Origin of the sequence: Bacteroides cellulosilyticus (genome assembly GCF_020091405.1) — a bacterium.
Lineage (GTDB): Bacteria > Bacteroidota > Bacteroidia > Bacteroidales > Bacteroidaceae > Bacteroides.
The window spans coordinates 977,367-997,967 of record NZ_CP081903.1; the positions used below are offsets into that span (position 1 = coordinate 977,367).

The following is a 20,601-nucleotide window of genomic DNA, read 5'->3' on the forward strand; positions in this document are numbered from 1 at the left end:
CTATATCGATTAAAAGTTAATCCCAACCTTCATTTTGATACCCCTTCAGCGCTAAATTCAATTCTATTGCAGCCAAAGGTATAGGGCGCAGATAAAATTTGGTGGTAATCCTCCCCACAGGAATATCCGGATTGTGCGCTTCCACATATTCTGCTAATTTCCCCGTCCTAGTCAGGTCTGTCCAACGATGGTACTCCCCAGCCAATTCGCGGGCACGTTCATTCAAAATATAATCAATGTTCATCTCAGATGCGACCGCAGGTGTTGCTTTAGCACGATTACGTACAATATTAATATAAGAGACCGCTTCTTCCGGTTTATTCAACTTAATATAAGCTTCCGCAGCTATCAGATTTGTCTCTGCTAAACGAGCTAAATAGATGTCACGCATAGAAGAAGTAATCTTAAAATACTGTTTTCCATTCTCTATATCATCAAACTTACGAAATGGAGCTACTCCACAGATATCTGCAGACATTTTAGCTTGATAAGAGGTTTGTTCATTGCTAATATTATTTCCTTCCGGAAGCATTTCCACTATAATTGCATTTTTACGACTGTCAAGAGCCGAGCGCCAACTTGCTATGTTTGCAATCTCCCAAGAAGGACAATAATAATAAATCACTTCACTCGTATTTTTCTTTTTCTCATCATAATAGTCCCAATAACTTTGACGCAACTCAAGCATAAAAGTTCCTTCATATCGTTCATCTTGAGCCGGATTATCCGTATTTGTATTAAATACTTCATGCATCCATAATGTGGGAGTTAATGTAGAGGAGGTATATTTATGACCAGCTTCTGCACCTTTTAAATAAGGTCCGTAATCAGCTTGTTGTCTGTTTCCATCTTTCTGTACATCAGCTACAGTTGCTACATTGTAATCAATAAAAAATAGAATCTCCTCATTCCTTTCCCCTTGGTTACTGAACAAAGTTGTAAATGGCGTGGTCAAAGGAGCACCTGCTCCTGCACTTTTAGCTGATGTAACGGCTGCATTAAAATCTTTCTCATCATGAGTGAGGTATCCTTTGCATAAATAAGCTTTTGCCAAATAATGTTTAGCAGCGACTTTTGTAAAACGACCGTCGCTTGATTTCTCAGCAAGCACAGATGAAGAAGAAGCCAACTCTGTCAATTCATCAATAATAAATTGGAAAATAGATTCCGCACTCTCTCGCTGTACACTTGCAATAGGAGAAGTAGTACGTGTGGTCACTAAAGGAACTCCACCGAACTGCTGTACTAAATTCAAATAATAAAATGCACGTAAACCACGTGCTTCAGCAACGCGCTCGGCACGGCTATCATCTTCACCTCCCCAATAAATCACTTCATTCGCTAAAGAAATAGCCTTGTAGTGTTCCTTATAAAATGTTGTCACATTTTCTTCGGCACTTGAATAGTTCTGACCATACAAGTTACAAACTTGCACAGAAGTACGTCCACTTGCAAAAAGATCAGTCCCTCCCTCAAACAGCCAAGGAGCATCACTATATATAGTTCTTAATGAGCCATAAGCAGCATTACACAAACTTTCAAACCCAGCTGATGTGTTATAGTAATCAGCTCCCGGTACATTCGATTTATTATCCTGTTCCAAGAAATCAGAACATCCAGCTAATATTGCAAATAAAAAGACTGTCACAACTGTATATAACTTTTTCATAATCATATTTCTACTATTAAAATTTAACATTTAATCCTAATTGATAAGTAACAGAACTCGGTCCTCCTGTTCCATCTGAAATTTTAGCATCAGCCCATTCCGGATCAAATCCTTTATAATCTGTGAAAGTGAAAGGATTCAATATATTAGCGTAAATACGCAAATTCTCAAGACCTATTTTCTTTATCAGTTTTTTAGAAAAAGTATATCCAACTGTTATATTTTTAATTTTCCAATAAGAAGCATCCACATAATTATTAGATTCAAATTCTTTATTCTTACTAGTATACCAACCATTTCCACCGCCATAATTATAAGCTGCCCCATCAAACGGATACGGATAAGAGCCTACGGTTGTATGGTCAGCCACTATATTAGGATTGGATGTAAGTGAGGTCGTTGTTTTTCCATCCCACGTATAATTGAATATTGGAGCACCCTCTGGAATATAAAAATCCATATTCAATTTAGTTCGTCCACGGTCACTATAATTTGTAAATTCTTCCATAAAAGGACTATATAACAAATGCCCTTGCTTCGTATTTATACTCATAGAAAAATCCCAATTCTTATATGACAAAGTGGTAGACAAGTTTCCAGTCCATTTCGGTAAAGCATGCCCCAATATCTGCCGATCATCATCATTCAGTTTCCCATCTTTATTTGCGTCTTCATAAGTCATACATCCTTCAAAATAGCCATACCATTCAGAATTGGTCTTTGTCACCCCATTAATCGTTACTAACTCATTCGCTTTTGCTTGAGTACATATTCCCAATTGTTTCAAATCATAAGCAACATCAATGGGTTGCCCGATAAACCAACGCTCGGCACGCATGTCTTCTTTCTTACCTTGTAGTTCAAGAATTTCATTTTTATTCTTAGCGAATGAGGCCGTTATATCCCAATAAAAATCCTTTGATTGAAATAATATTCCTTTCAACATCAATTCCACTCCGCTATTACGCACTTTACCTACATTCGCAGTCATACTTCCATTATAGGAACCTTGTTCTAATAATAATTTCATATCCATAAGCAGATCTTTGGATGTTTTTGTATACCAATCAAATGTACCAGAAACTCGTCCTCCCAAGAAAGCAAAATCCAGACCTGTATTAAATTCCGTGGTAGTTTCCCAACTTAATAATTCATTCATAATACCAGGACCAAATCCTTTACCGAAGCCAGAATAATAAAGCTGATTGGCAAGAAATGAAGTTTCATAATTTCCTACAGAAGCATTATTTCCCGTAGCACCATAGCTAACACGTAATTTCAGATTATTAATCCACGACATACTGTTTTTAACAAAATTCTCTTCACTAATACGCCACGCTAATGCCGCCGAAGGAAACATTCCCCAGCGATGACCTTCTTTGAATTTTGAAGAACCATCCCAACGAGTAGACAAAGTAGCCAGATATTTCCCTTTATAACCATAATTTACACGTAAAGCATATGAAAGCATTGTCGATTTCCCATAAGAACTCTTCACATCGCTATAGCCCGAAGCAGCCGAACCTAAATTATACCACAAAGTTTCAGAAGTAACATTATTTCCTGTTAACTCATATTTTTCAGCTTCTGTGCTATAAACACTCATCAAAGCCATAGCATTCAAAGTATGACTTTCACCGAATGTCTTAATGTAATTCACTTGTGTATCCCATGTATAAGAAAAATATTCATCTTTAGTTATAGTCGCTTTAGCATCACCGGTAGGATTGTCTTTAGCATTGTAAGTCCCTGCTTGTTCTTCAGAAAGCCCACCATAGTATTCTCCTCTTCGTTTAGTAGACATTGTTGGAGAGAATGTTGTTTTAACCAATATTTCTTCTATCGGCTGATATTGCAAATACATCGTTGTCAATACGCGATATCCTTTAGTTTTATCCTTCGAATTCATTGCATCAACTAAAGGCGAAACTGTAGAAGTAAACCCTGCCGGATACGCCTCACTTTTTTCTTGTCCAGCTACCAAATCTTTACCTGGCATATAATTCAGTTCTCCAGTTGCAGTATTGTAAGGAAGCCAAAAGCCATTAGAGCGAAAAGATGTCTGTACTGCTCTTCTCGAACCATAATTATACTCAAAAGCGACCAGATTAGCTGTTGCCCCCATGGCCAATTGCCTATTTATCTTACCATCAATTGCTAATTTCAGATTATAGCGTCTCAGTCCATCACCCATTACCCCATCCTCTTGTTGATAACCAGTACCTACACGATAGGAAACTTTTTTCCCAGCACCTGACACTTGGATGAAATGATTCTGCTGTGTACCATCTTTAAGCATTAGATCAGTCCAGTCTGTAAAATCATGATTCAAAAACTGCTCTTGCATTTTAGGAGCATTTTTATTCCAACAAGCTTTCATATTTGTTGTTGTTATTTCAAGAGGTAACCGTCCATTAATAATCGCTGCATTCTCAACAGGTGTAGCATATCTCATATAACGGTAGTTAATCCATTCAATCGGGTCCATAAAGTCAGGCATCCGCGCAACAGTTTTATATCCAGCATAGCCATCATATGTGACAGACACTTTCATGTCTTCTCCTGCTTTGGCTTGCTTAGTAGTAACAATGACAACACCATTGGTAGCACGCGAACCATAAATAGCTGTGGAAGAGGCGTCTTTCAATATGTCTATTTTTTCAATATCTGAAGGATTGAGAAAATTAATATCATCACAAATAATACCATCTACTACAAATAAAGGTTGGGTACTACTTCCTAATGTACTTTTACCGCGAATGGAAATATTGAAACTCTCACCTACACGGCTGGATGATTGGCTAATATCCACCCCTGCAACTTGCCCCTGTAAAGACTCCATAACTGTAGTAGCTCCTTTGGATGTCAGTTTAGTATTATCCACACTACCAATAGCACCTGTTAAATCTGATTTCTTCTGTACACCATAGCCAACTACCACAACCTCTTCCAGAGCCTGGGCATCTTCTTTCAAAGTAACTTTGATATAGGATTGTTCCCCAACTGTAACAACTTGAGTAATATACCCAATAAAAGAAATCTGCATTTTTGCATTTAAAGGTACATCTTGCAAAGTGAAATTACCTTCAAGGTCTGTAATAACCCCATTTGTTGTACCGACAATTAAAATATTTGCACCAATTATTGGTTCTCCGGCATTGTCAAGAACCGTTCCCTTTAGTTGATGGCTCTGCGCAAAAGCAATTGAGCAGATTGTACTTAATAATAAAAGTACAAATACCCTTTGAGTAGTCTTTCTAAAATCCATAATGCTGTTTTTAATAGTTATTAAATTTAGATGAAACGTTTTATTTTGGGTGCAAGAATAGCGAATAACAACCATTTATACTTGGATTTTTTTTCATTTTTATAGGAGAATTTATCCAAATACAATCATAAAGAAAAAACAGCCATATATCAACGACAAGTATTGCAGCAAGCCCACCTTCACAGTATAGACGTGCAACATTTGCTGGGAAAGAATGGACTAGCTACCCTCTTGCAGAAGGAAGAATACAAGATGGAGCCTGTGAAGTGAAGCAACAATCTTTCAAAAGGAAATTCACAATCATCGATTCAGCCACGGCTCCGGATTCAGTTTCTCCTTTTCTTTGCGCAACTGGAAGTGCAGCACCGTACGTCCATTGTCCGCACCATCCGAGAATACTTGTCCGAGGGCTTGCCGGGTAGTTACGGTATCCCCCGTCTTCACTGAAGCAGAAGCCAGGTTACAATAAACGGAAATGTAATTTCCATGGCGGATAAGAATGTTGAAAAGTCCGTTCAGTTGGAATACGGCAGCTACCTTTCCATCAAAGATAGCACGTGCCTGTGCACCGGGCTTACCTTGAATGTCTATCCCTTTATTATCCAGTTTCACATTGCGAAGCCCCTCTACGGAATACTGACCGTAGCGGCTGGTAATGATATACGGTCCGGTAATAGGTATTGGCAATTTACCACGGTTGCCCGCAAAGCTACCGGACAATTCCCGGTCTGCCTTATCCATTGTATAGGTTTCGAGAGGTGCCGCTTTCTTGGCGGTGGTCGCTTCGGAAGAAGAAGTTGTAGCCGGTTTCGTTTCTTTTGCAGCAGCCTTCTTACGGGCAGCAGCTTCCTTACGTGCCTCTTCTGCAGCACGTTTACGGGCTTTCTCTATTTCTTCGGCTATCAGACGGTCGATACGGGCATTCAGTTGATTGGCTTCCTTGCGTTTCTTGTTCAGTTCGTTTTGCAGACCACGCTGTTTCTTCTGTAAGTTGGCAATCAAGCTTTTCTTCTCCTTTTCCTGGTCTTCCAACTTCTCTTTTTCCACTTCACGCTCTTTCAGCAAGCCGGCTTTAGCTTTCTTTACTTGTTGAAGTTCGGTCTTCTTTTGATTGACCTGCTCTTGTTTCTTCAGGATCTCTTCACCTTGCAAGCGCTGATAGTCGGCATATTCACGCACATAGCGCAAGCGGCGATAAGTTTGTGACAATGTCTTGGCGGAAAGGATAAACAGAAGTTTGTCCTGAACGGAACGATTCTTATATAGATACTGAACAGAAGACTCATATTTTTTCTTCTTATCCTTCAGGTCATTTTCAAGGCGGACTAACTGGCGCTCCAGTTTGGAGAGTTCACGATCTATAGTCTCCATATCATTATTGATGGCGAGGATATACCGTTTCCGTTCTTCAATCTGCCCGGTAAGGGCGGCAAGTCCGTTCAACTGGCTACCGACATCTTTCTTTGTAGTGTTCAGAAGTGTTTCCGACTCGGCTATCTGCTTTTGCAAAGCACCCCGTTTACTTTCCAACTCCTTAATCATCTTGTTGGATTGGGCGCAAAGTGGCAGAGCCAGACAGAAACAACCTATGAAAATACAAAGAAACTGTCTCATAACTTGGCCAGCATCTCTAAAAGTTCAGTCCATTCAACCTTAGTATATCTGGAAGACACCTGAGTCGGAGTCAGTGATATCTCTTTGTCCGAGAAGTCGGTAAGAACGATTTTTCCTTTCTCCAAAGAAGGAATACCCAGCTCCTTACCTGTCAAAGAAGCTTTGCCACCGGGTTTGGCTGCCTCAAAAAGCATCTTCTCCAAATGGGCAAAGTCGGCCTTCTTGGGCAAAACGTCTTTCAATTCCTTACGGGTAGCCTGTACATAACGTTTTCCCATGCGATCCACTACCAACACATCGTCAGGAGTAATCTCCAATCGTGCCACTTCACTGCGGAGGATAGGCATCAGAAGGGAAAGCTGCATACGCTCACCGCTTACAAGCTTCATGGTACCGTTCACTGTAATCGTGCCTCCCTTGTTAGGAATGGTCAACTGTACTTTAGAAGATAAAAAGCGCGGTTCTCCCAACGAAGAAGTCACTTTCCGGGAAGTCTTACAACCGGAAAGACCTACTACCAGGGTCAGGAGAAGCAAGAGAGGCAGCATACGAATACTGCCTACCGTTCTGTATTTGCTGTGTAACGTTCTCATTCGGGTATATATTTCTTTTTCTCGATCTTCTTTTTCAATGTCTTGGACTCACTGCCCATTTCCTGAGCTTGCTTCCAATACTTCAAAGCACCATCCACATCACCGGTCATATAATAGATATCACCCCCATGTTCAAGAATGGTATCACTTTGGTCTTTATCATTCTTTATTGCATCGTCTATGTAGAGGCGGGCTTCGGCATAATTGCCTTTCTCAAACAGAATCCAGGCGTAGGTATCCAAATAAGTGGAGTTCTTCGGTTCGGATTTCACCGTTTTATAACTCATTTCCTCCGCTTTGTCCAGGTCACGGCGTTCCAGCGAGAGGTAATAGGCATAATTATTCAATGCTCCCAGATTTGCCGAATTATAAACCAATGCAGAGTCGTATGCCGCATAGGCTTCCGTATTCATTTTCTTTGTATGATAGAAATCACCCATGATAGCATAAAAGTTAGAAACGAATTCTTTATCACTCTTTTCCGGGATGTTTTCCAATCCTTTCTTGCAAATGGCAAGTGCGTCATCAGTGCGGTCAGCCTGGTTATAAGCTATGGAAAGATAGAAATAAAACTCCAACATATCGGGATTAGACTCGATACCGGCCTCACAAAGACGGATTACTTCTTTATAATCTCCTTTCTGTACTGCTTCACCGAGAAGTGTCATGCGGGCAGCCGTATTCGTCGGATCAATGTCCAGCACTCGTTCCAGTACGGGCATGGTCTCTTTATTCATTTTCTTGGCAAGGAGATATTGGGCATACAGCATCGGCATCTGCGCATCATCCTGGTCTTGCTCCATAATACGGTCGAAAAGGTTGATTACACGGGTACTGTCTCTACCTGCGCGTTCATTTTCAACCACAAACTGACGCATCACGTTCAACTTTGTATCAGAGGGCACTTTCTTATTTAGTAAAAGGGTATCCAGTTGTTGCTCGTAGAGTTCTTTCTGTCCGGTTTGTTCGTAATAAGAAGCCAATGAATACATCGCCATGGCATTATCCGGTTCGGTGGCAAGCACTTTCTTATATATGTTATAGGCTTCGTCCTTCTTGTCGTTCTGCATATAAACATCGCCCAGTATCACCTGATATCGCATATCCATCGGATACTCTTCCACCAGACTCTCTATCTCACGAAAAGCACTCTGATTATCCTTCTTCTGCAAATAGATACGGAATTTCTCCATACTGAGTTGCTCGTTCTTTCCCATCTTTTCTTCCAAACGGTTCAAGGTGGTAATCACGTTGTCGTACTCTTCCAGACGGTTGTATATATCCAACAAGCTGTACAGAGGATCCATCCTATCCGAGAAACGGGTTGCCATGCTTTCCAGCAGATTCGTAGCTTTCTGCATCTCATTCTGTTGCTGATACAAGCTGGCCAATCCCTGGCTATACCAGTAATTATCCGGATCATTTTCCACAGCCTTTTCCAATGCTGCCTGTCCTTGCGGAACTTGTTTAAGGTACATGTAATACTGCGAAATCTCGTACAAAGCCGATGAAGCATTCGGATTAATGGTCAGACAATGCTGCAATAAGTCAAAGGCGGCACTATAATCGTCTTTCATCTTCAAGCGGGAAGCTTCCAGGAAGAAGTAATCGTATTTACGCTGTTGCTCGGGCGTAAGCACAACCTGCGCCTTGGTTCCTTTCCGCTGTTTTTTTCCTCCCTGACGGGAAGTACCACACGATATAAGTATCGCGCACAATACGAAAAGAGATACTATTTTAAATTTCATTTTCATTCAGTCAGTTAGTAGAACTCAGCCCCTTTTAGTTTTTAATTCTTTAATTTTTAACTCCTCAACTCTTTCCTGTATGACCGAAGCCGCCTGCACCACGCTCCGTATCATCCAGCACTTCCACTTCCTGCCATGTAGCTTGTTCGTGGCGTGCTATTACCATCTGCGCAATGCGTTCTCCGTCTTCTATCACGAAAGTCTCCGACGAAAGATTTACAAGGATAATACAAACCTCTCCACGATAATCGGCATCAATCGTTCCCGGAGAGTTCAGTACCGTGATACCTTTCTTGATAGCAAGACCGCTGCGAGGGCGCACTTGTGCCTCAAACCCCGGTGGCAGGGCAATATATAATCCTGTAGGCACCAGGCAACGCTGCATTGGAGCTAAAGAAACAGGTTCTGAAAGATTAGCGCGGATATCCATTCCTGCGGACAATTCGGTGGCATAAGCCGGAAGCGGATGTTTCGATTTATTAATGATTTGTACGTTCATGACAATAATTACAAATTACGAATTATAAATTACGAACTGCCGCTATTCAGTATTTAATAGCAGTTCTTCTTTTTTTAATTGGGCGAAAATACAGCTTTTAAAGCAAAATAGTGATACATTTGCAGTTAAATAATAACAAAGGGCAAATGTCCCCCTATCTTTTGCCATTTATAATTTGTAATTCATAATTCGTAATTATCGCCATGAATTGGAATACCCTCATATCTGCCAAACGTTTCGGGCTGGAAGAGTTTCACCAGGAGCGTCACGAAAACCGTTCGGAATTTCAGCGGGATTATGACCGTCTCGTCTTCTCCGCCCCCTTCCGCCGCTTGCAGAACAAAACACAAGTTTTTCCCTTGCCGGGTAGTATCTTCGTACACAACCGTCTGACGCATAGCCTGGAAGTTTCCTGCGTAGGCCGCTCGTTGGGAAATGATGTCGCTAAAGCCATTCTTACCCGTCAGCCTGAATTGAAAGATTCGTATTTACCCGAAATAGGTTCTATCGTATCGGCAGCCTGCCTGGCACACGACTTGGGAAATCCTCCCTTCGGTCACTCCGGCGAGCGTGCCATCTCCACTTTCTTCTCCGAAGGAAAAGGCATGACTCTGAAAGGGCAACTGCCCGCAGAGCAATGGGAGGACCTGACACACTTCGAAGGAAATGCCAATGCTTTCAGATTACTTACCCACCAGTTTGAAGGAAGACGCAAAGGAGGCTTCGTATTAACCTATTCCACCCTGGCCAGCATCGTAAAATACCCCTTTTCATCGAGTTTAGCGGGTAAGAAATCGAAGTTCGGCTTCTTCACCACAGAGGAAGATAGTTTCCGCCGGATAGCCGAAGAACTGGGTATGAAAAAGCTGAATGACGCTCCGCTGAAATATGCCCGTCATCCGTTGGTCTATCTGGTAGAGGCGGCGGACGACATCTGCTACCAGATGATGGATATTGAAGACGCACACAAACTGAAGATACTTACTACACAGGAAACACAAGATTTACTTCTTTCCTATTTTCCCGAAGAGCGTAAAACGCATATGCTCAAAACGCTGAAGCTTGTCAGCGATGTCAATGAGCAGATTGCCTATCTGCGTTCCTGCGTCATAGGACTGCTGATTCAGGAATGTACCCAGGCTTTTCTGAATAATGAGGAAAATATATTGGAGGGGGAATTTGAAGGAAGCCTCATCAAGCATATTTCCGAGTTGCCAGCCGGTGCCTATAAGCACAGTGCAGATATTTCGTTAAAGAAAATCTATCGCTCACGGGATGTACTGGACATCGAACTTGCCGGTTTCCGTATCATCAGTACTTTGCTCGATCTGATGATCGATGCCGTCTGCTCACCTGAAAAAGCTTATTCGCAGTTGCTCATCAACCGGGTATCCGGCCAATACAATATAAAAGCGCCCGTACTCTACGAAAGAATACAGGCGGTATTGGATTATATCTCCGGCATGACAGACGTCTATGCACTCGATCTCTATAGAAAGATCAACGGAAACAGTTTGCCGGCAGTATAAGTAGTGCTTCAGGCACAATTATCATCTACTCGGAAAGAACACTTTATTAGCCCCGGAGGTAAGTTTGCAAGCCTCCGGCTCATTCTCGATAAACGACTGGATATGGCGGATACGCTTTTCTGCCAGAATCTCATCCACAGCAATCAGAATTCCCGTTTCTTCCACATCGCCGAAACCATAGTTAATGGCAGTACCGAACATACGCATCGTCGGACTCAAACTCATATAAGCATTTACCAACGGCGGAATATTGTAGCCTAACTTACGTATCTCGCAATTCAGTATCTTATAGTCCTCCTTAAATGTCTTCTTACAAAACAAAGCAGCCAAATCAGCCTCTTTAGCTTCCATTTCAAGCGGTTTCATCGGAGTAATCAGATTATCTTTATCCTCAAAGTGCTTCTTCAAGAAATAAAGAATCATGTCGCGTCCCTGACGATGATAGCTCGGATACATAGTCACTTTACCGAAAAAATACTTCACATTCGGCATAACTACCGTTAACGCACCCAAACCATCCCATAAGTTATCCAGCGCAAACAAGCCTTTGCTACCGGCACGGGTGGACTGATACTCTACCGTAACAAACGAACGTCCTAACTCAATTGTAGTGGGAAGATACTCCTTCAGGAACTTTTCAGAAAAATTGAACATGTGGGCTGTAGCCAGAATAGGGGCCCCCTGTTCATCGAACCGAACGTCCGTACCAAGGATATAACGATAACCACCTAATATTTCTTCTGCTTCAGGGTTCCAGACAATCAGCTGTTTGTAGGGATTATCCATGATATCGTATTCATCGATATCCAGCGGTTGTCCTGTACCTCCACCTGCCGCACGGAAAGCAATCTCGCGTAAACGCCCGATTTCTTTCATAATATTCGGAGAATCCTGAGCTGTAATGATATAAATCTGATTATGGCTCTTATTCGTCATACGCAGACGCTTCTCTTCGGTCAGTTCCGCTTTCAGAAGTTCCTTACTAATAGGTTCAATAATCTCTTCCATATTTTTATGTTAGTAGTTCTTTAATTCACTTTATCACCTTGTCACTTTACCACCTTATAACTTATACACAATGTCTTTCACATAAGCCGCCCACTCGGCAGGAGTTTTTGATTTATCAAAAGTCTGCCAGGAAATAGGTTTCCCGATGGTAACAGTAAACGTTTTATGACGGTTCTTCAGCATCTCATCGGCAAGGTAGAGCATAGCTATGTTAATTTTGATGCCCAAAAATTTGCAGACGTTAGCCAAATTATAAAAAAAGTTCGAATTCCGGCCTTCAAAATGAATGGGGACAACGTCGCGTTGTGCCTGCACACTCTTTACGATAAAGGTCTTCTTCCAGTCCAGATCACGGATCACTCCATTCTGACGCCGGGAGCACAATCCGGCAGGGAACATAATCAACTGATCATTCGATGCAAAGCCCGCTTCCACCATTCTCGGAAAATCTTTTGCCTGTTTTCCGGTTTTATTAATAGGTATACAAAGAGGAGCTAATCCTTGCAAATTCATCAGCAGGTCATTCACCATATACTTCACCTTACCTTTATAGAAACTACCCAGCACATATCCCAAAGCCACACCGTCCTGACCTCCCAACGGGTGATTGGAGACAAAGGTGTACAGTCCTTCAGTCGGCAGATTCTCTTCTCCCTTCACCACAATATTAGCATCCAGAAATTCCAGGCAGGCTTTTAAGAAGTCCACACCTACCTTATCCTTCGATTCGCGCAGGAAAACATTCAGTTCTTCCTGATGAACGATTCTTTTCAGATAAGAAACCACGAATTTGGGGATATACTTATAGTACTTCGGAGCCTTTTCCCGGAGCACTTTATCAATATCAATCAAAAATAAAGAGTCGTCAGCCATTCTTTTTAAGATGAAATGATTGCGCAAAATTAACTCATCTTTTTAATTATACGCAATAAAATTGGTGAAAACTGCACCCAAAAACAAACAAAAGGCACCCAAAAACTATCAATTGATAGTTTTTGCCCTAAAGATTGCTCAAAATGCGTCCGTCAGAGTTAGGGAACTTTCGTAAAATTGCAACATCAAAAGTCAAACAAACGAATAATTATAATAAAAAAGGAGAACGATATGAACAGTATTACATTTCAAAAGGATTTGCTCGGAGTACAAGACGATTTATTACGTTTTGCATATAAACTGACCTCCGACCGTGAAGAAGCTAACGACTTACTCCAGGAAACCTCTTTAAAGGCATTAGATAATGAAGATAAATACATGCCCGACACTAACTTCAAAGGATGGATGTACACCATCATGCGCAATATCTTTATAAACAACTATCGGAAGCTGGTTCGCGACCAGACCTTCGTAGATCAGACTGATAATCTTTATCACCTCAATCTGCCACAGGAGTCCGGATTCCAAAGCACCGAAAGCGCTTACGACTTGAAAGAGATGCACCGTGTCGTAAATGCATTGCCACGCGAATATAAGATTCCATTCTCTATGCATGTATCCGGTTTCAAATACCGCGAGATTGCAGAAAAACTAGGATTACCCTTAGGTACAGTAAAGAGCCGCATATTCTTTACACGCCAAAAGTTGCAACAGGAACTGAAAGACTTCAGATAACCTGTGTTGCAAGGATGAAAACAGTTATCACCCCATATAACCTAAACCGATAACGTTCAGATATGAAAAAGTGTTCATGAAGAGGTCAGAGACTCCTTGCATGAGCACTTTCCGACCACCCGAAAACTATCAAAATACCACCTAAAAACTATCAATTGATAGTTTCCCCCCCCAAATATTACCTGAAATCCGTCTATCAGAGTAAGGTAACTTTCGTAAAATTGCAAAGTCAAAAGGCAAAACAAAAGAATAACTATTGAAAAGGAGAAATGATTATGAACAACAGTATTACATTCCAGAAAGAATTGCTCGGAGTACAAGATGATTTATTACGCTTTGCATACAAATTAACCTCCGACCACGAAGAAGCAAATGACCTACTCCAGGAAACCTCTTTAAAGGCGTTAGATAACGAAGATAAATATGCACCTGATACTAATTTTAAAGGATGGATGTATACCATCATGCGCAATATCTTTATCAACAACTACCGCAAGGTGGTCCGCGACCAGACTTTCGTAGATCAGACAGATAATCTCTATCATCTCAACTTACCGCAGGAGTCCGGCTTTGAATGCACGGAAAGCGCATACGACTTAAAAGAGATGCACCGCATAGTAAATGCATTGCCCCGTGAATATAAGATCCCATTCTCCATGCACGTATCCGGTTTCAAATACCGCGAGATTGCAGAGAAGCTTGGATTACCACTCGGAACAGTGAAAAGCCGCATCTTCTTCACCCGACAGAAGTTACAACAAGAACTGAAGGATTTTGTTTAAGAGAAAAGAAAAAAAATCTGCAAAACCAATATATAGTATAAATTTTTAGTTGTGTTAGAGAGAATATGGGCAGACCGGAACCAAATATCCAGTCTGCCCTTTCTTTACCATACCCGCACCGTATCTGGGCCGTACTTGCTCCGTACATTCTTCGGTCAGAAGCACCTCTGTACGGAGAAACTACGGACTTGGTACGGAGCAAGTACGGCTCGGGTACGGTACGGGTAGATATTTGACTAATAATATTTCGGAGCAGGAGGATTTTCACCTTTATAATCTCGATTCGTATAAACGCGTATCCAATCGATGTACATGGCAGGTTTGGCATCTTTTCTCCATTCGGAAGGAATGATAGCACCAGGCCAGGCATTCGGGTTCGTAGAGATACCCGTACTGAAAATCAGGAAGAAGCCCAGCGGATCACTCCAAGGCCAGTCGGTATTACCATCAGCACCTTTGTGATGTTCAAAATAGGTCTGTCCGTTGACACCTCCTACAATGCGGTCGGGATACCATTCCAGCCAATAGATATTCCATTGAGACATATCGGCAAGGTTGATGGAGGAAGTGACGCTGCCACCACCGCCTACGACACCGGCATAGTGATTTTCGGAATGAAGCGTGAAATGAGCACAATCGTTCAATGTCTTCTTGGGATTCTCCAAAAGATCGATCTCACCATTCTTCGGCCAGGGACGGTTATTGTTTCCCATAAACCAGAGGGCATCATTGAAGCCTACATAAGGGGTACGTTTGAAACGTATCTCAATACGCATATTTTCAGTAAAGTTACACCAGAACTCCTTACTGCCGGGAAGTGAGGTGCGATAGCAACCATGGGAATACTTCACTTTCTTACCGAAGCGGTTGTCTATCGAGTCTTTCTCCTCTACACTCCAGATGCGCAAAACTCCATCCTCTACTTTTGAACATTTCCGGTTATCGACCTTTGCCGTTCGTGACATGTGCAAACCTCTATGCTCAATAAAGCCAAGCGGCAGTCCCTTTTTCGTATCTTTATCATTAAACTCATGTGCTGTATAAAAAGACCATCCTTTCATTTTAGGATGCATATCCCCTTCTTTTAGAAGCAACGCATCCCCCGGATGATCATAAATTAAAGTTTCATCATCTTTCGGTAATTTCTTCTCCGCTTGTCCGCCATCAGGATAAGAATTAAACTTTCCAAAAAACAATGCCGCAACAACTATAGATACAATAGAATATTTCATAGTACTACTTTGTCAGAATACCTACTTCACCGACGGTTACGGTATCTTTATTATTAATCTCCGACAAGGGTTCCAGCTTGAAGTAACGGGCGGGATACGTCTTGCCGAACCGCACAAAGTAAGGCACGGGATTGTGCATGATATTGCTGAACTCACCGCTTGCTTCACATTTAGTCCATGACTGACCATCAAGACTGACGTAGAAAGCATACTTATAGATAGTTCCCGTTAAATCTTCTTCCAGAGAGGGAGCATAACTGAAACCATTCACACTCACTTCATGTCCCATATCGACTACCAATGGCGTAAGAGTGGAAGCACGCCAAACTGTTTTCCGGTCTCCATCGATAGCACGATGTGAATCCGCATCGCCACCAGCCACCTTCCATTCAGCAACAGGAACATCACTGAGTTGCACTTCCGCCCCCTTATCAGCAAGAGGTTCGGCATAGAACAGACCTACAGCAGAAACATTAGCCATGCCACGTGCAGAGCGAATCGTAACGCGAATGCGTTCCGGGCGCGTGTCGGAGAAGCGGACAAGACGCTTATAACCTACCGTAGTGCCCTCGGCAAGATGAATCCAGGAACCGTCTTTGTAGGCTTCGACGAGGAAACTCTCGATACGTTGCCCCTTGGATATATCCTCCTGAATCATAAAAGCATTTACCAATGCATCTTTCTGCACATCATACTGGCGGACTGTACTGGAAATTCCATGCCAGGCTTCATCTCCTTTCAGCACATAATTGCGGGCAAAAGTCTTTTTCAAATAACCTGAAAGCTCTCTCAAACGCTGCACATCGCTGTCACTGATCCGACCGCGAAGGTCGGGAGGGATATTCAATAAAAGAACAGAATTATAGCCGACTGATTTGAAGTAGATATCCGCCAGATGGCTCAAAGATTTCACCTGATTATCCTGATCGGCATGGTAGAACCATCCCGGACGGATAGAAACGTCTACCTCAGAAGGATACCAGAAAAGTTCGGTAGCACGCCCCACGATATCACGTCCGCCCAAGTCCTTTGCCTTTCCGTAGATACCCAGTTTCTTGTTCTGTTCACCGGAACGGGGATAGATACCCGGAGTCAGCGCCGTAGCACTCCACTCGGTTTCACGACCGATACCTCTTTCATTGCCTACCCAGCGAACATCATCACCCATAATGGCTGTGACTGCTTTAGGTTGCAGGCGACGGATAGTTTTCAGTATGGCATCCCAGTCGTAGATTTGTTTCTTTCCATTGGGACCTTCACCATTAGCGCCATCAAACCAGACTTCGTGAACTTCACCATAATTGGTCAGTAACTCGGTGAGTTGTTCAATGAAGAACCGGTTGTAGGCAGGAGAATCACCATAACAAGAAGCATTGCGATCCCACGGAGAGAGATAAACTCCGAACTTAATGCCATACTTCTTGCAGGCATCACGCAATTCACGAACCACATCACCTTTTCCGTTCTTCCAGGAAGAAGAGGCTACGGAATGGCGGGTAGTTTTTGTGGGCCAGAGACAGAAACCGTCGTGATGCTTCGCCGTGATAATAGCCATTTTGAAACCGGCTTCCTTGAGGGTGCGCACCCATTGTTCGCAATCCAGTTCCGTAGGATTGAAAACGTTCGGGTCTTCTGTGCCGTCGCCCCACTCACGACTGGTGAAAGTATTCACACCGAAGTGCAGGAAAGCGGTCAGTTCCATTTGCTGCCACTCCAACTGCTGGGGAGTGGGAACCAGGCGAGAGGCCATGTCGAGTTTCTCTTCGACAGTGGCATTGGCGGGGAAAGCGACGTGCTTTTCATAAAAAGTCTCCTGCGCCTGCAATCCGGTGAGGGACGCAAGAGCGAATAAAAAGGGTAGTGCAAACTGTTTCATAGTCGTTATTATTATTTTGGTATTACTTCAATGGGCGGATTGCAAACCGGAACGTATATTCCTGCACAGGCACCCGATACTGAGGCTGTACACCGGGACCGCAAGTTGCCGTCCCCACGCCTGCCTGCGCAGCATCCAAATGCACGGTCACAACTCCTTCGCGTCGCAACTGATTAATATGTGTCGCTACATCCAGACATTCATCCGTGAAAGGAATGACACTGAACTGGAACGGAACGTCGGAACGGAAAGCCACCCCCTCGCCCGCTTCATCAGCAAGTTGCATCCAACGGACATCCGTACGATTCCCCGTAGCTTGCGGACGGACATAATAGTGGAACATTCGTTCTACATCCGTATGATAAATACCGATACGGCCGGACTCATTACGGTCAATATACGTTTCATGTTCCCCGCGTCCCAAGTAAGTAACCTGGCTATAAGCATCGGGCATTTCAAAAGCAAGCCCCACACGTGCCAACGAGGTGACAACAGCCGTATCGGGAACGAAATGCGTCTGCACATCCAGCGTTCCATCCTTCTTCAACGTATAGATGAAGGTGGCAGTGCCGAGACGCTCATTACGGGCATTCAGCAATTCCACTTCACTGTGTCCGCCACGGGCGGAAGTCTTGACCGAAAGGGCGCGTTGCGTCAGTTTATCCAGTCCGGCTTTCTTCCAGGCCTTGGCACCACCCACTTTTTCACGATTGTCATTATCCGTAGCAGGGCGGTAGAGACTCAACATCACGGGAGAAGCCAGCATTTCTTCACCTTTATATATATAGGAGCGTAACGCTCCCGTTTCCGGGTCAATATCCATCTCCACTTTACCGGAGAGTTTTGCCTCAGCAGCGCGGTAGTTCCGGTTTCCGGTAAGGGGGAACTGGTCGTAGGCCACTTCATGGCCGGAACCGAGAAGAGAGGAGACGAGGGCGTCGGCGGAGGAAGGGGCAGCCTCAACAGGTGTCCAGCGCAGATTGAGCCAAGCTTCGCGGACATCAGAAGGCAGGCGCACGGCACCCAATGTCACTTCCACCGTAGCATGTGGAGCAGCCTCTACCTGACGTGTACCGTCGGCAATCACCCGGCCATTATCGCCAACCACCTGCCAGTGCAGTGTGTAAGCGTTGAGGTTGGTGAAGTCGTACCAGTTCTTGATACTCAAGGTTAGTTTCTTACTATCTACCAGTTTCGCTTTGATATATTGATAAGCCTTCTTCACTTCAAGCAAATGCGGATGTGGTTCACGAACAGCATTCACCAAGCCATTGCAGCAGAAGTTACCGAAGCTGGGGATGTTTTTGGGTCCGTAGTCGCCGCCGTAAGTCCAGTACCAGCGCCCATCGGCATCTATTTCGCGGAACGACTGGTCCACCCAGTCCCAGATGCAACCGCCCTGCACGATAGGTTCCGTTTCGAATACATTCATATATTCACGCAGTCCGCCACAACTATTACCCATAGCGTGCAGATATTCAGTCATGATAAAGGGGCGGTAGACTTTCGGTTCTGTCTGGCGGGCATAGGCAAGAAGTTCTTCCACGCTGCGGTACATTCGACAGTAGATGTCGGTGTTATAGTTCTGTTCGGCACGCTCGTACTGGATGGGGCGGGTGGTTTCGATAGATTTCATATAATCATACGTCCGTTCGAAGTTGACGCCGTTGCCCGCTTCGTTGCCGAGGGACCAGATGACGATGGCGGGATGATTCTTGCTGCGCTCGTACATGCGCTGAGTGCGATCCATGTGGGCAGGCAGCCAGGTACTATCTTTAGCCAGCGATGCAGCACCATATCCCATACCGTGCGATTCGATGTTTGCTTCATCTATCACATAAAGTCCGTAGCGGTCGCAAAGCTGATACCAATACGGATGGGTCGGATAATGCGAATTGCGCACTGTATTCAGGTTATGTTGTTTCATCAGACGGATGTCTTCTTCCATCAATTCTTTACTGACCGTACGTCCCAACTGGGAGTGTTCGTGACGGTTGGCGCCTTTCACCAACACGGGCACCCCGTTGATACAGAAGCGTCCGTCCTTAATTTCAGAAGTACGGAAACCGACGTTGCACCCTGTCAGGTGTGTCACTTGTCCGGCGTCATTCTTTAAGGCCAGTGTCAGCGAGTAAAGGTTGGGATGTTCCGCGCTCCAACGTTTCACGTCCGGCAGAGCCTGTTCGTCAAAAGTAATAAAATTACTCAAGCCACGGCTCTTTACCGGCATTTCTTTTTTCAATATTGTTTTTCCGGAAGGGTCTTCCAGCGTATATTCCATGACAGACACACCATTCGACGCCCCTTCAACAGTGGCTTCGAGAGCGAAAAGCCCTTCTTTGTACGTCTGTTTATCCAGGGAAGAAGTCACTTTATAATCGGAGATGAACTGGCGGGGAGTGCTGTAAAGATAGACATCGCGCTCAATACCACTCAGACGCCACATGTCCTGACATTCCAGATAGGCACCGGCGCTCCAACGATACACTTCGAGCGCCACGGTATTCTCGCCTTCTTTGACATAGTCGGTGATATCCCATTCGGCAGGGGTCTTTGAACCCTGGTTGTAGCCCAGCTGATGACCGTTCACCCAGATATAATAAAAAGAAATCACACCTTCGCAGCAAATCACGATGCGGCGGTCGCGCCAGTCGGCGGGCAGGGTGAAGGTGCGGCGGTAGGAGCCTACTTCATTCTCTTCGTAAGGAACCAGCGGCGGGTTCTTGCGGAAGTTGAACAGGGGGTCGTCGAATTCGTAGGTTTCGTTCACGTAGATAGCCGTGCCGTATCCCTGACGTTCCCAGTTGCCGGGGACATTGATGTCCGCCCATCCACCGGTATAGAAAGAAGGTTTATAGAAATCCTTCGGGCGGAGGTCGGGGTTCTTCACCCAATGGAATTTCCATGTACCATTCAGGCTCATATAGTAAGGTGACTGTTCGTAGTTGCCGCTGCGCAGGGCATCTGCCGTTTCGTAGGGCCACACATAGGCATGTGGTGCCAATTTATTCTTTCCGATGGCATACTGGCTCTGCCACTCCGGCTGCGCCATCATGGCAACAGAAAAGGAACATATGGCTATCAAACTCAAAAGTATATTCTTTATCATATCTGCTTTTTTATTAAGATACTACTGCTTTATTAGACTCATTTCTATTAGTAATGCGTCAACGGT

Annotated in this window: 14 protein-coding genes; 3 read left to right on the forward strand and 11 right to left on the reverse strand. The window is 43.8% G+C overall.

Annotated elements, in window-relative coordinates; translation table 11 throughout:
• Positions 1-16 precede the first annotated feature (16 nt).
• The 6 genes from K6V21_RS03415 to dut form a co-directional block, all read right to left on the reverse strand.
• The gene (locus K6V21_RS03415) at positions 17-1,669 is read right to left on the reverse strand and encodes a RagB/SusD family nutrient uptake outer membrane protein (protein ID WP_129616607.1); all 1,653 of its coding nucleotides are present in this window, start codon (positions 1,667-1,669) and stop codon (positions 17-19) included.
• A 16-nt stretch (positions 1,670-1,685) separates the two neighbouring features.
• A complete protein-coding gene (locus K6V21_RS03420; protein WP_129616606.1) occupies positions 1,686-4,937 on the reverse strand; it encodes a SusC/RagA family TonB-linked outer membrane protein in 3,252 nt (1,083 codons plus the stop codon).
• A 300-nt stretch (positions 4,938-5,237) separates the two neighbouring features.
• Positions 5,238-6,551, reverse strand: coding sequence for a murein hydrolase activator EnvC family protein (locus K6V21_RS03425; RefSeq protein WP_129616605.1), 1,314 nt, complete (start codon positions 6,549-6,551; stop codon positions 5,238-5,240).
• Complete coding sequence (locus K6V21_RS03430; RefSeq protein ID WP_044265133.1) at positions 6,548-7,144, reverse strand: DUF4292 domain-containing protein; 597 nt, start codon at positions 7,142-7,144, stop codon at positions 6,548-6,550. The genes K6V21_RS03425 and K6V21_RS03430 overlap by 4 nt, the downstream gene beginning before the upstream one ends.
• Positions 7,141-8,892 carry a tetratricopeptide repeat protein gene (locus tag K6V21_RS03435; protein WP_007216928.1) on the reverse strand — a complete coding sequence of 584 codons (1,752 nt, stop codon included), beginning with the start codon at positions 8,890-8,892 and terminating at the stop codon, positions 7,141-7,143. Before K6V21_RS03435 ends, K6V21_RS03430 begins: the two co-directional genes overlap by 4 nt.
• Positions 8,893-8,956: 64 nt before the next feature.
• Complete coding sequence (gene dut, locus K6V21_RS03440) at positions 8,957-9,391, reverse strand: dUTP diphosphatase (protein ID WP_007216927.1); 435 nt, start codon at positions 9,389-9,391, stop codon at positions 8,957-8,959.
• Between the two features lie 203 nt (positions 9,392-9,594).
• Here dut and K6V21_RS03445 point away from each other — a divergent pair, with 203 nt between their 5' ends.
• Positions 9,595-10,920: a deoxyguanosinetriphosphate triphosphohydrolase gene (locus tag K6V21_RS03445; protein ID WP_007216926.1), complete on the forward strand. Its 1,326-nt coding sequence runs from the start codon at positions 9,595-9,597 to the stop codon at positions 10,918-10,920.
• Positions 10,921-10,941: 21 nt separating this feature from the next.
• On the opposite strand, the gene K6V21_RS03450 is transcribed toward K6V21_RS03445, so the two are convergent.
• Together K6V21_RS03450 and K6V21_RS03455 are read right to left on the reverse strand one after the other, a co-directional pair.
• Entirely contained in the window at positions 10,942-11,928 is a 987-nt protein-coding gene (locus K6V21_RS03450) for a GNAT family N-acetyltransferase (protein WP_007210815.1), read from the reverse strand.
• A 54-nt stretch (positions 11,929-11,982) separates the two neighbouring features.
• Positions 11,983-12,801 carry a 1-acyl-sn-glycerol-3-phosphate acyltransferase gene (locus tag K6V21_RS03455; RefSeq protein ID WP_007210816.1) on the reverse strand — a complete coding sequence of 273 codons (819 nt, stop codon included), beginning with the start codon at positions 12,799-12,801 and terminating at the stop codon, positions 11,983-11,985.
• A gap of 231 nt (positions 12,802-13,032) precedes the next feature.
• Here K6V21_RS03455 and K6V21_RS03460 point away from each other — a divergent pair, with 231 nt between their 5' ends.
• Positions 13,033-13,536, forward strand: a complete 504-nt coding sequence (locus K6V21_RS03460) for an RNA polymerase sigma factor (RefSeq protein ID WP_007216924.1) — start codon at positions 13,033-13,035, stop codon at positions 13,534-13,536.
• Positions 13,537-13,811: 275 nt separating this feature from the next.
• Positions 13,812-14,318: an RNA polymerase sigma factor gene (locus tag K6V21_RS03465; protein WP_060407890.1), complete on the forward strand. Its 507-nt coding sequence runs from the start codon at positions 13,812-13,814 to the stop codon at positions 14,316-14,318.
• A gap of 236 nt (positions 14,319-14,554) precedes the next feature.
• On the opposite strand, the gene K6V21_RS03470 is transcribed toward K6V21_RS03465, so the two are convergent.
• The 3 genes from K6V21_RS03470 to K6V21_RS03480 are packed head-to-tail and all read right to left on the reverse strand — an operon-like array spanning position 14,555 to position 20,535.
• A complete protein-coding gene (locus K6V21_RS03470; protein ID WP_224320854.1) occupies positions 14,555-15,550 on the reverse strand; it encodes a family 16 glycosylhydrolase in 996 nt (331 codons plus the stop codon).
• Between the two features lie 4 nt (positions 15,551-15,554).
• The gene (locus tag K6V21_RS03475; protein WP_224320855.1) at positions 15,555-17,426 is read right to left on the reverse strand and encodes an alpha-L-fucosidase; all 1,872 of its coding nucleotides are present in this window, start codon (positions 17,424-17,426) and stop codon (positions 15,555-15,557) included.
• A 22-nt stretch (positions 17,427-17,448) separates the two neighbouring features.
• The gene (locus tag K6V21_RS03480; protein ID WP_408912644.1) at positions 17,449-20,535 is read right to left on the reverse strand and encodes a glycoside hydrolase family 2 TIM barrel-domain containing protein; all 3,087 of its coding nucleotides are present in this window, start codon (positions 20,533-20,535) and stop codon (positions 17,449-17,451) included.
• Positions 20,536-20,601 lie beyond the last annotated feature (66 nt).

Coding starts and splice junctions, on each gene's coding strand:
- K6V21_RS03455 (WP_007210816.1), bottom strand. CDS start 12,801: ATGGCTGACGACTCTTTATTTTTGATTGATATTGATAAAGTGCTCCGG.
- K6V21_RS03470 (WP_224320854.1), bottom strand. CDS start 15,550: ATGAAATATTCTATTGTATCTATAGTTGTTGCGGCATTGTTTTTTGGA.
- K6V21_RS03445 (WP_007216926.1), top strand. CDS start 9,595: ATGAATTGGAATACCCTCATATCTGCCAAACGTTTCGGGCTGGAAGAG.
- K6V21_RS03480 (WP_408912644.1), bottom strand. CDS start 20,535: ATGATAAAGAATATACTTTTGAGTTTGATAGCCATATGTTCCTTTTCT.
- K6V21_RS03425 (WP_129616605.1), bottom strand. CDS start 6,551: ATGAGACAGTTTCTTTGTATTTTCATAGGTTGTTTCTGTCTGGCTCTG.
- K6V21_RS03475 (WP_224320855.1), bottom strand. CDS start 17,426: ATGAAACAGTTTGCACTACCCTTTTTATTCGCTCTTGCGTCCCTCACC.
- K6V21_RS03435 (WP_007216928.1), bottom strand. CDS start 8,892: ATGAAATTTAAAATAGTATCTCTTTTCGTATTGTGCGCGATACTTATA.
- K6V21_RS03430 (WP_044265133.1), bottom strand. CDS start 7,144: ATGAGAACGTTACACAGCAAATACAGAACGGTAGGCAGTATTCGTATG.
- dut (WP_007216927.1), bottom strand. CDS start 9,391: ATGAACGTACAAATCATTAATAAATCGAAACATCCGCTTCCGGCTTAT.
- K6V21_RS03465 (WP_060407890.1), top strand. CDS start 13,812: ATGAACAACAGTATTACATTCCAGAAAGAATTGCTCGGAGTACAAGAT.
- K6V21_RS03415 (WP_129616607.1), bottom strand. CDS start 1,669: ATGAAAAAGTTATATACAGTTGTGACAGTCTTTTTATTTGCAATATTA.
- K6V21_RS03460 (WP_007216924.1), top strand. CDS start 13,033: ATGAACAGTATTACATTTCAAAAGGATTTGCTCGGAGTACAAGACGAT.
- K6V21_RS03450 (WP_007210815.1), bottom strand. CDS start 11,928: ATGGAAGAGATTATTGAACCTATTAGTAAGGAACTTCTGAAAGCGGAA.
- K6V21_RS03420 (WP_129616606.1), bottom strand. CDS start 4,937: ATGGATTTTAGAAAGACTACTCAAAGGGTATTTGTACTTTTATTATTA.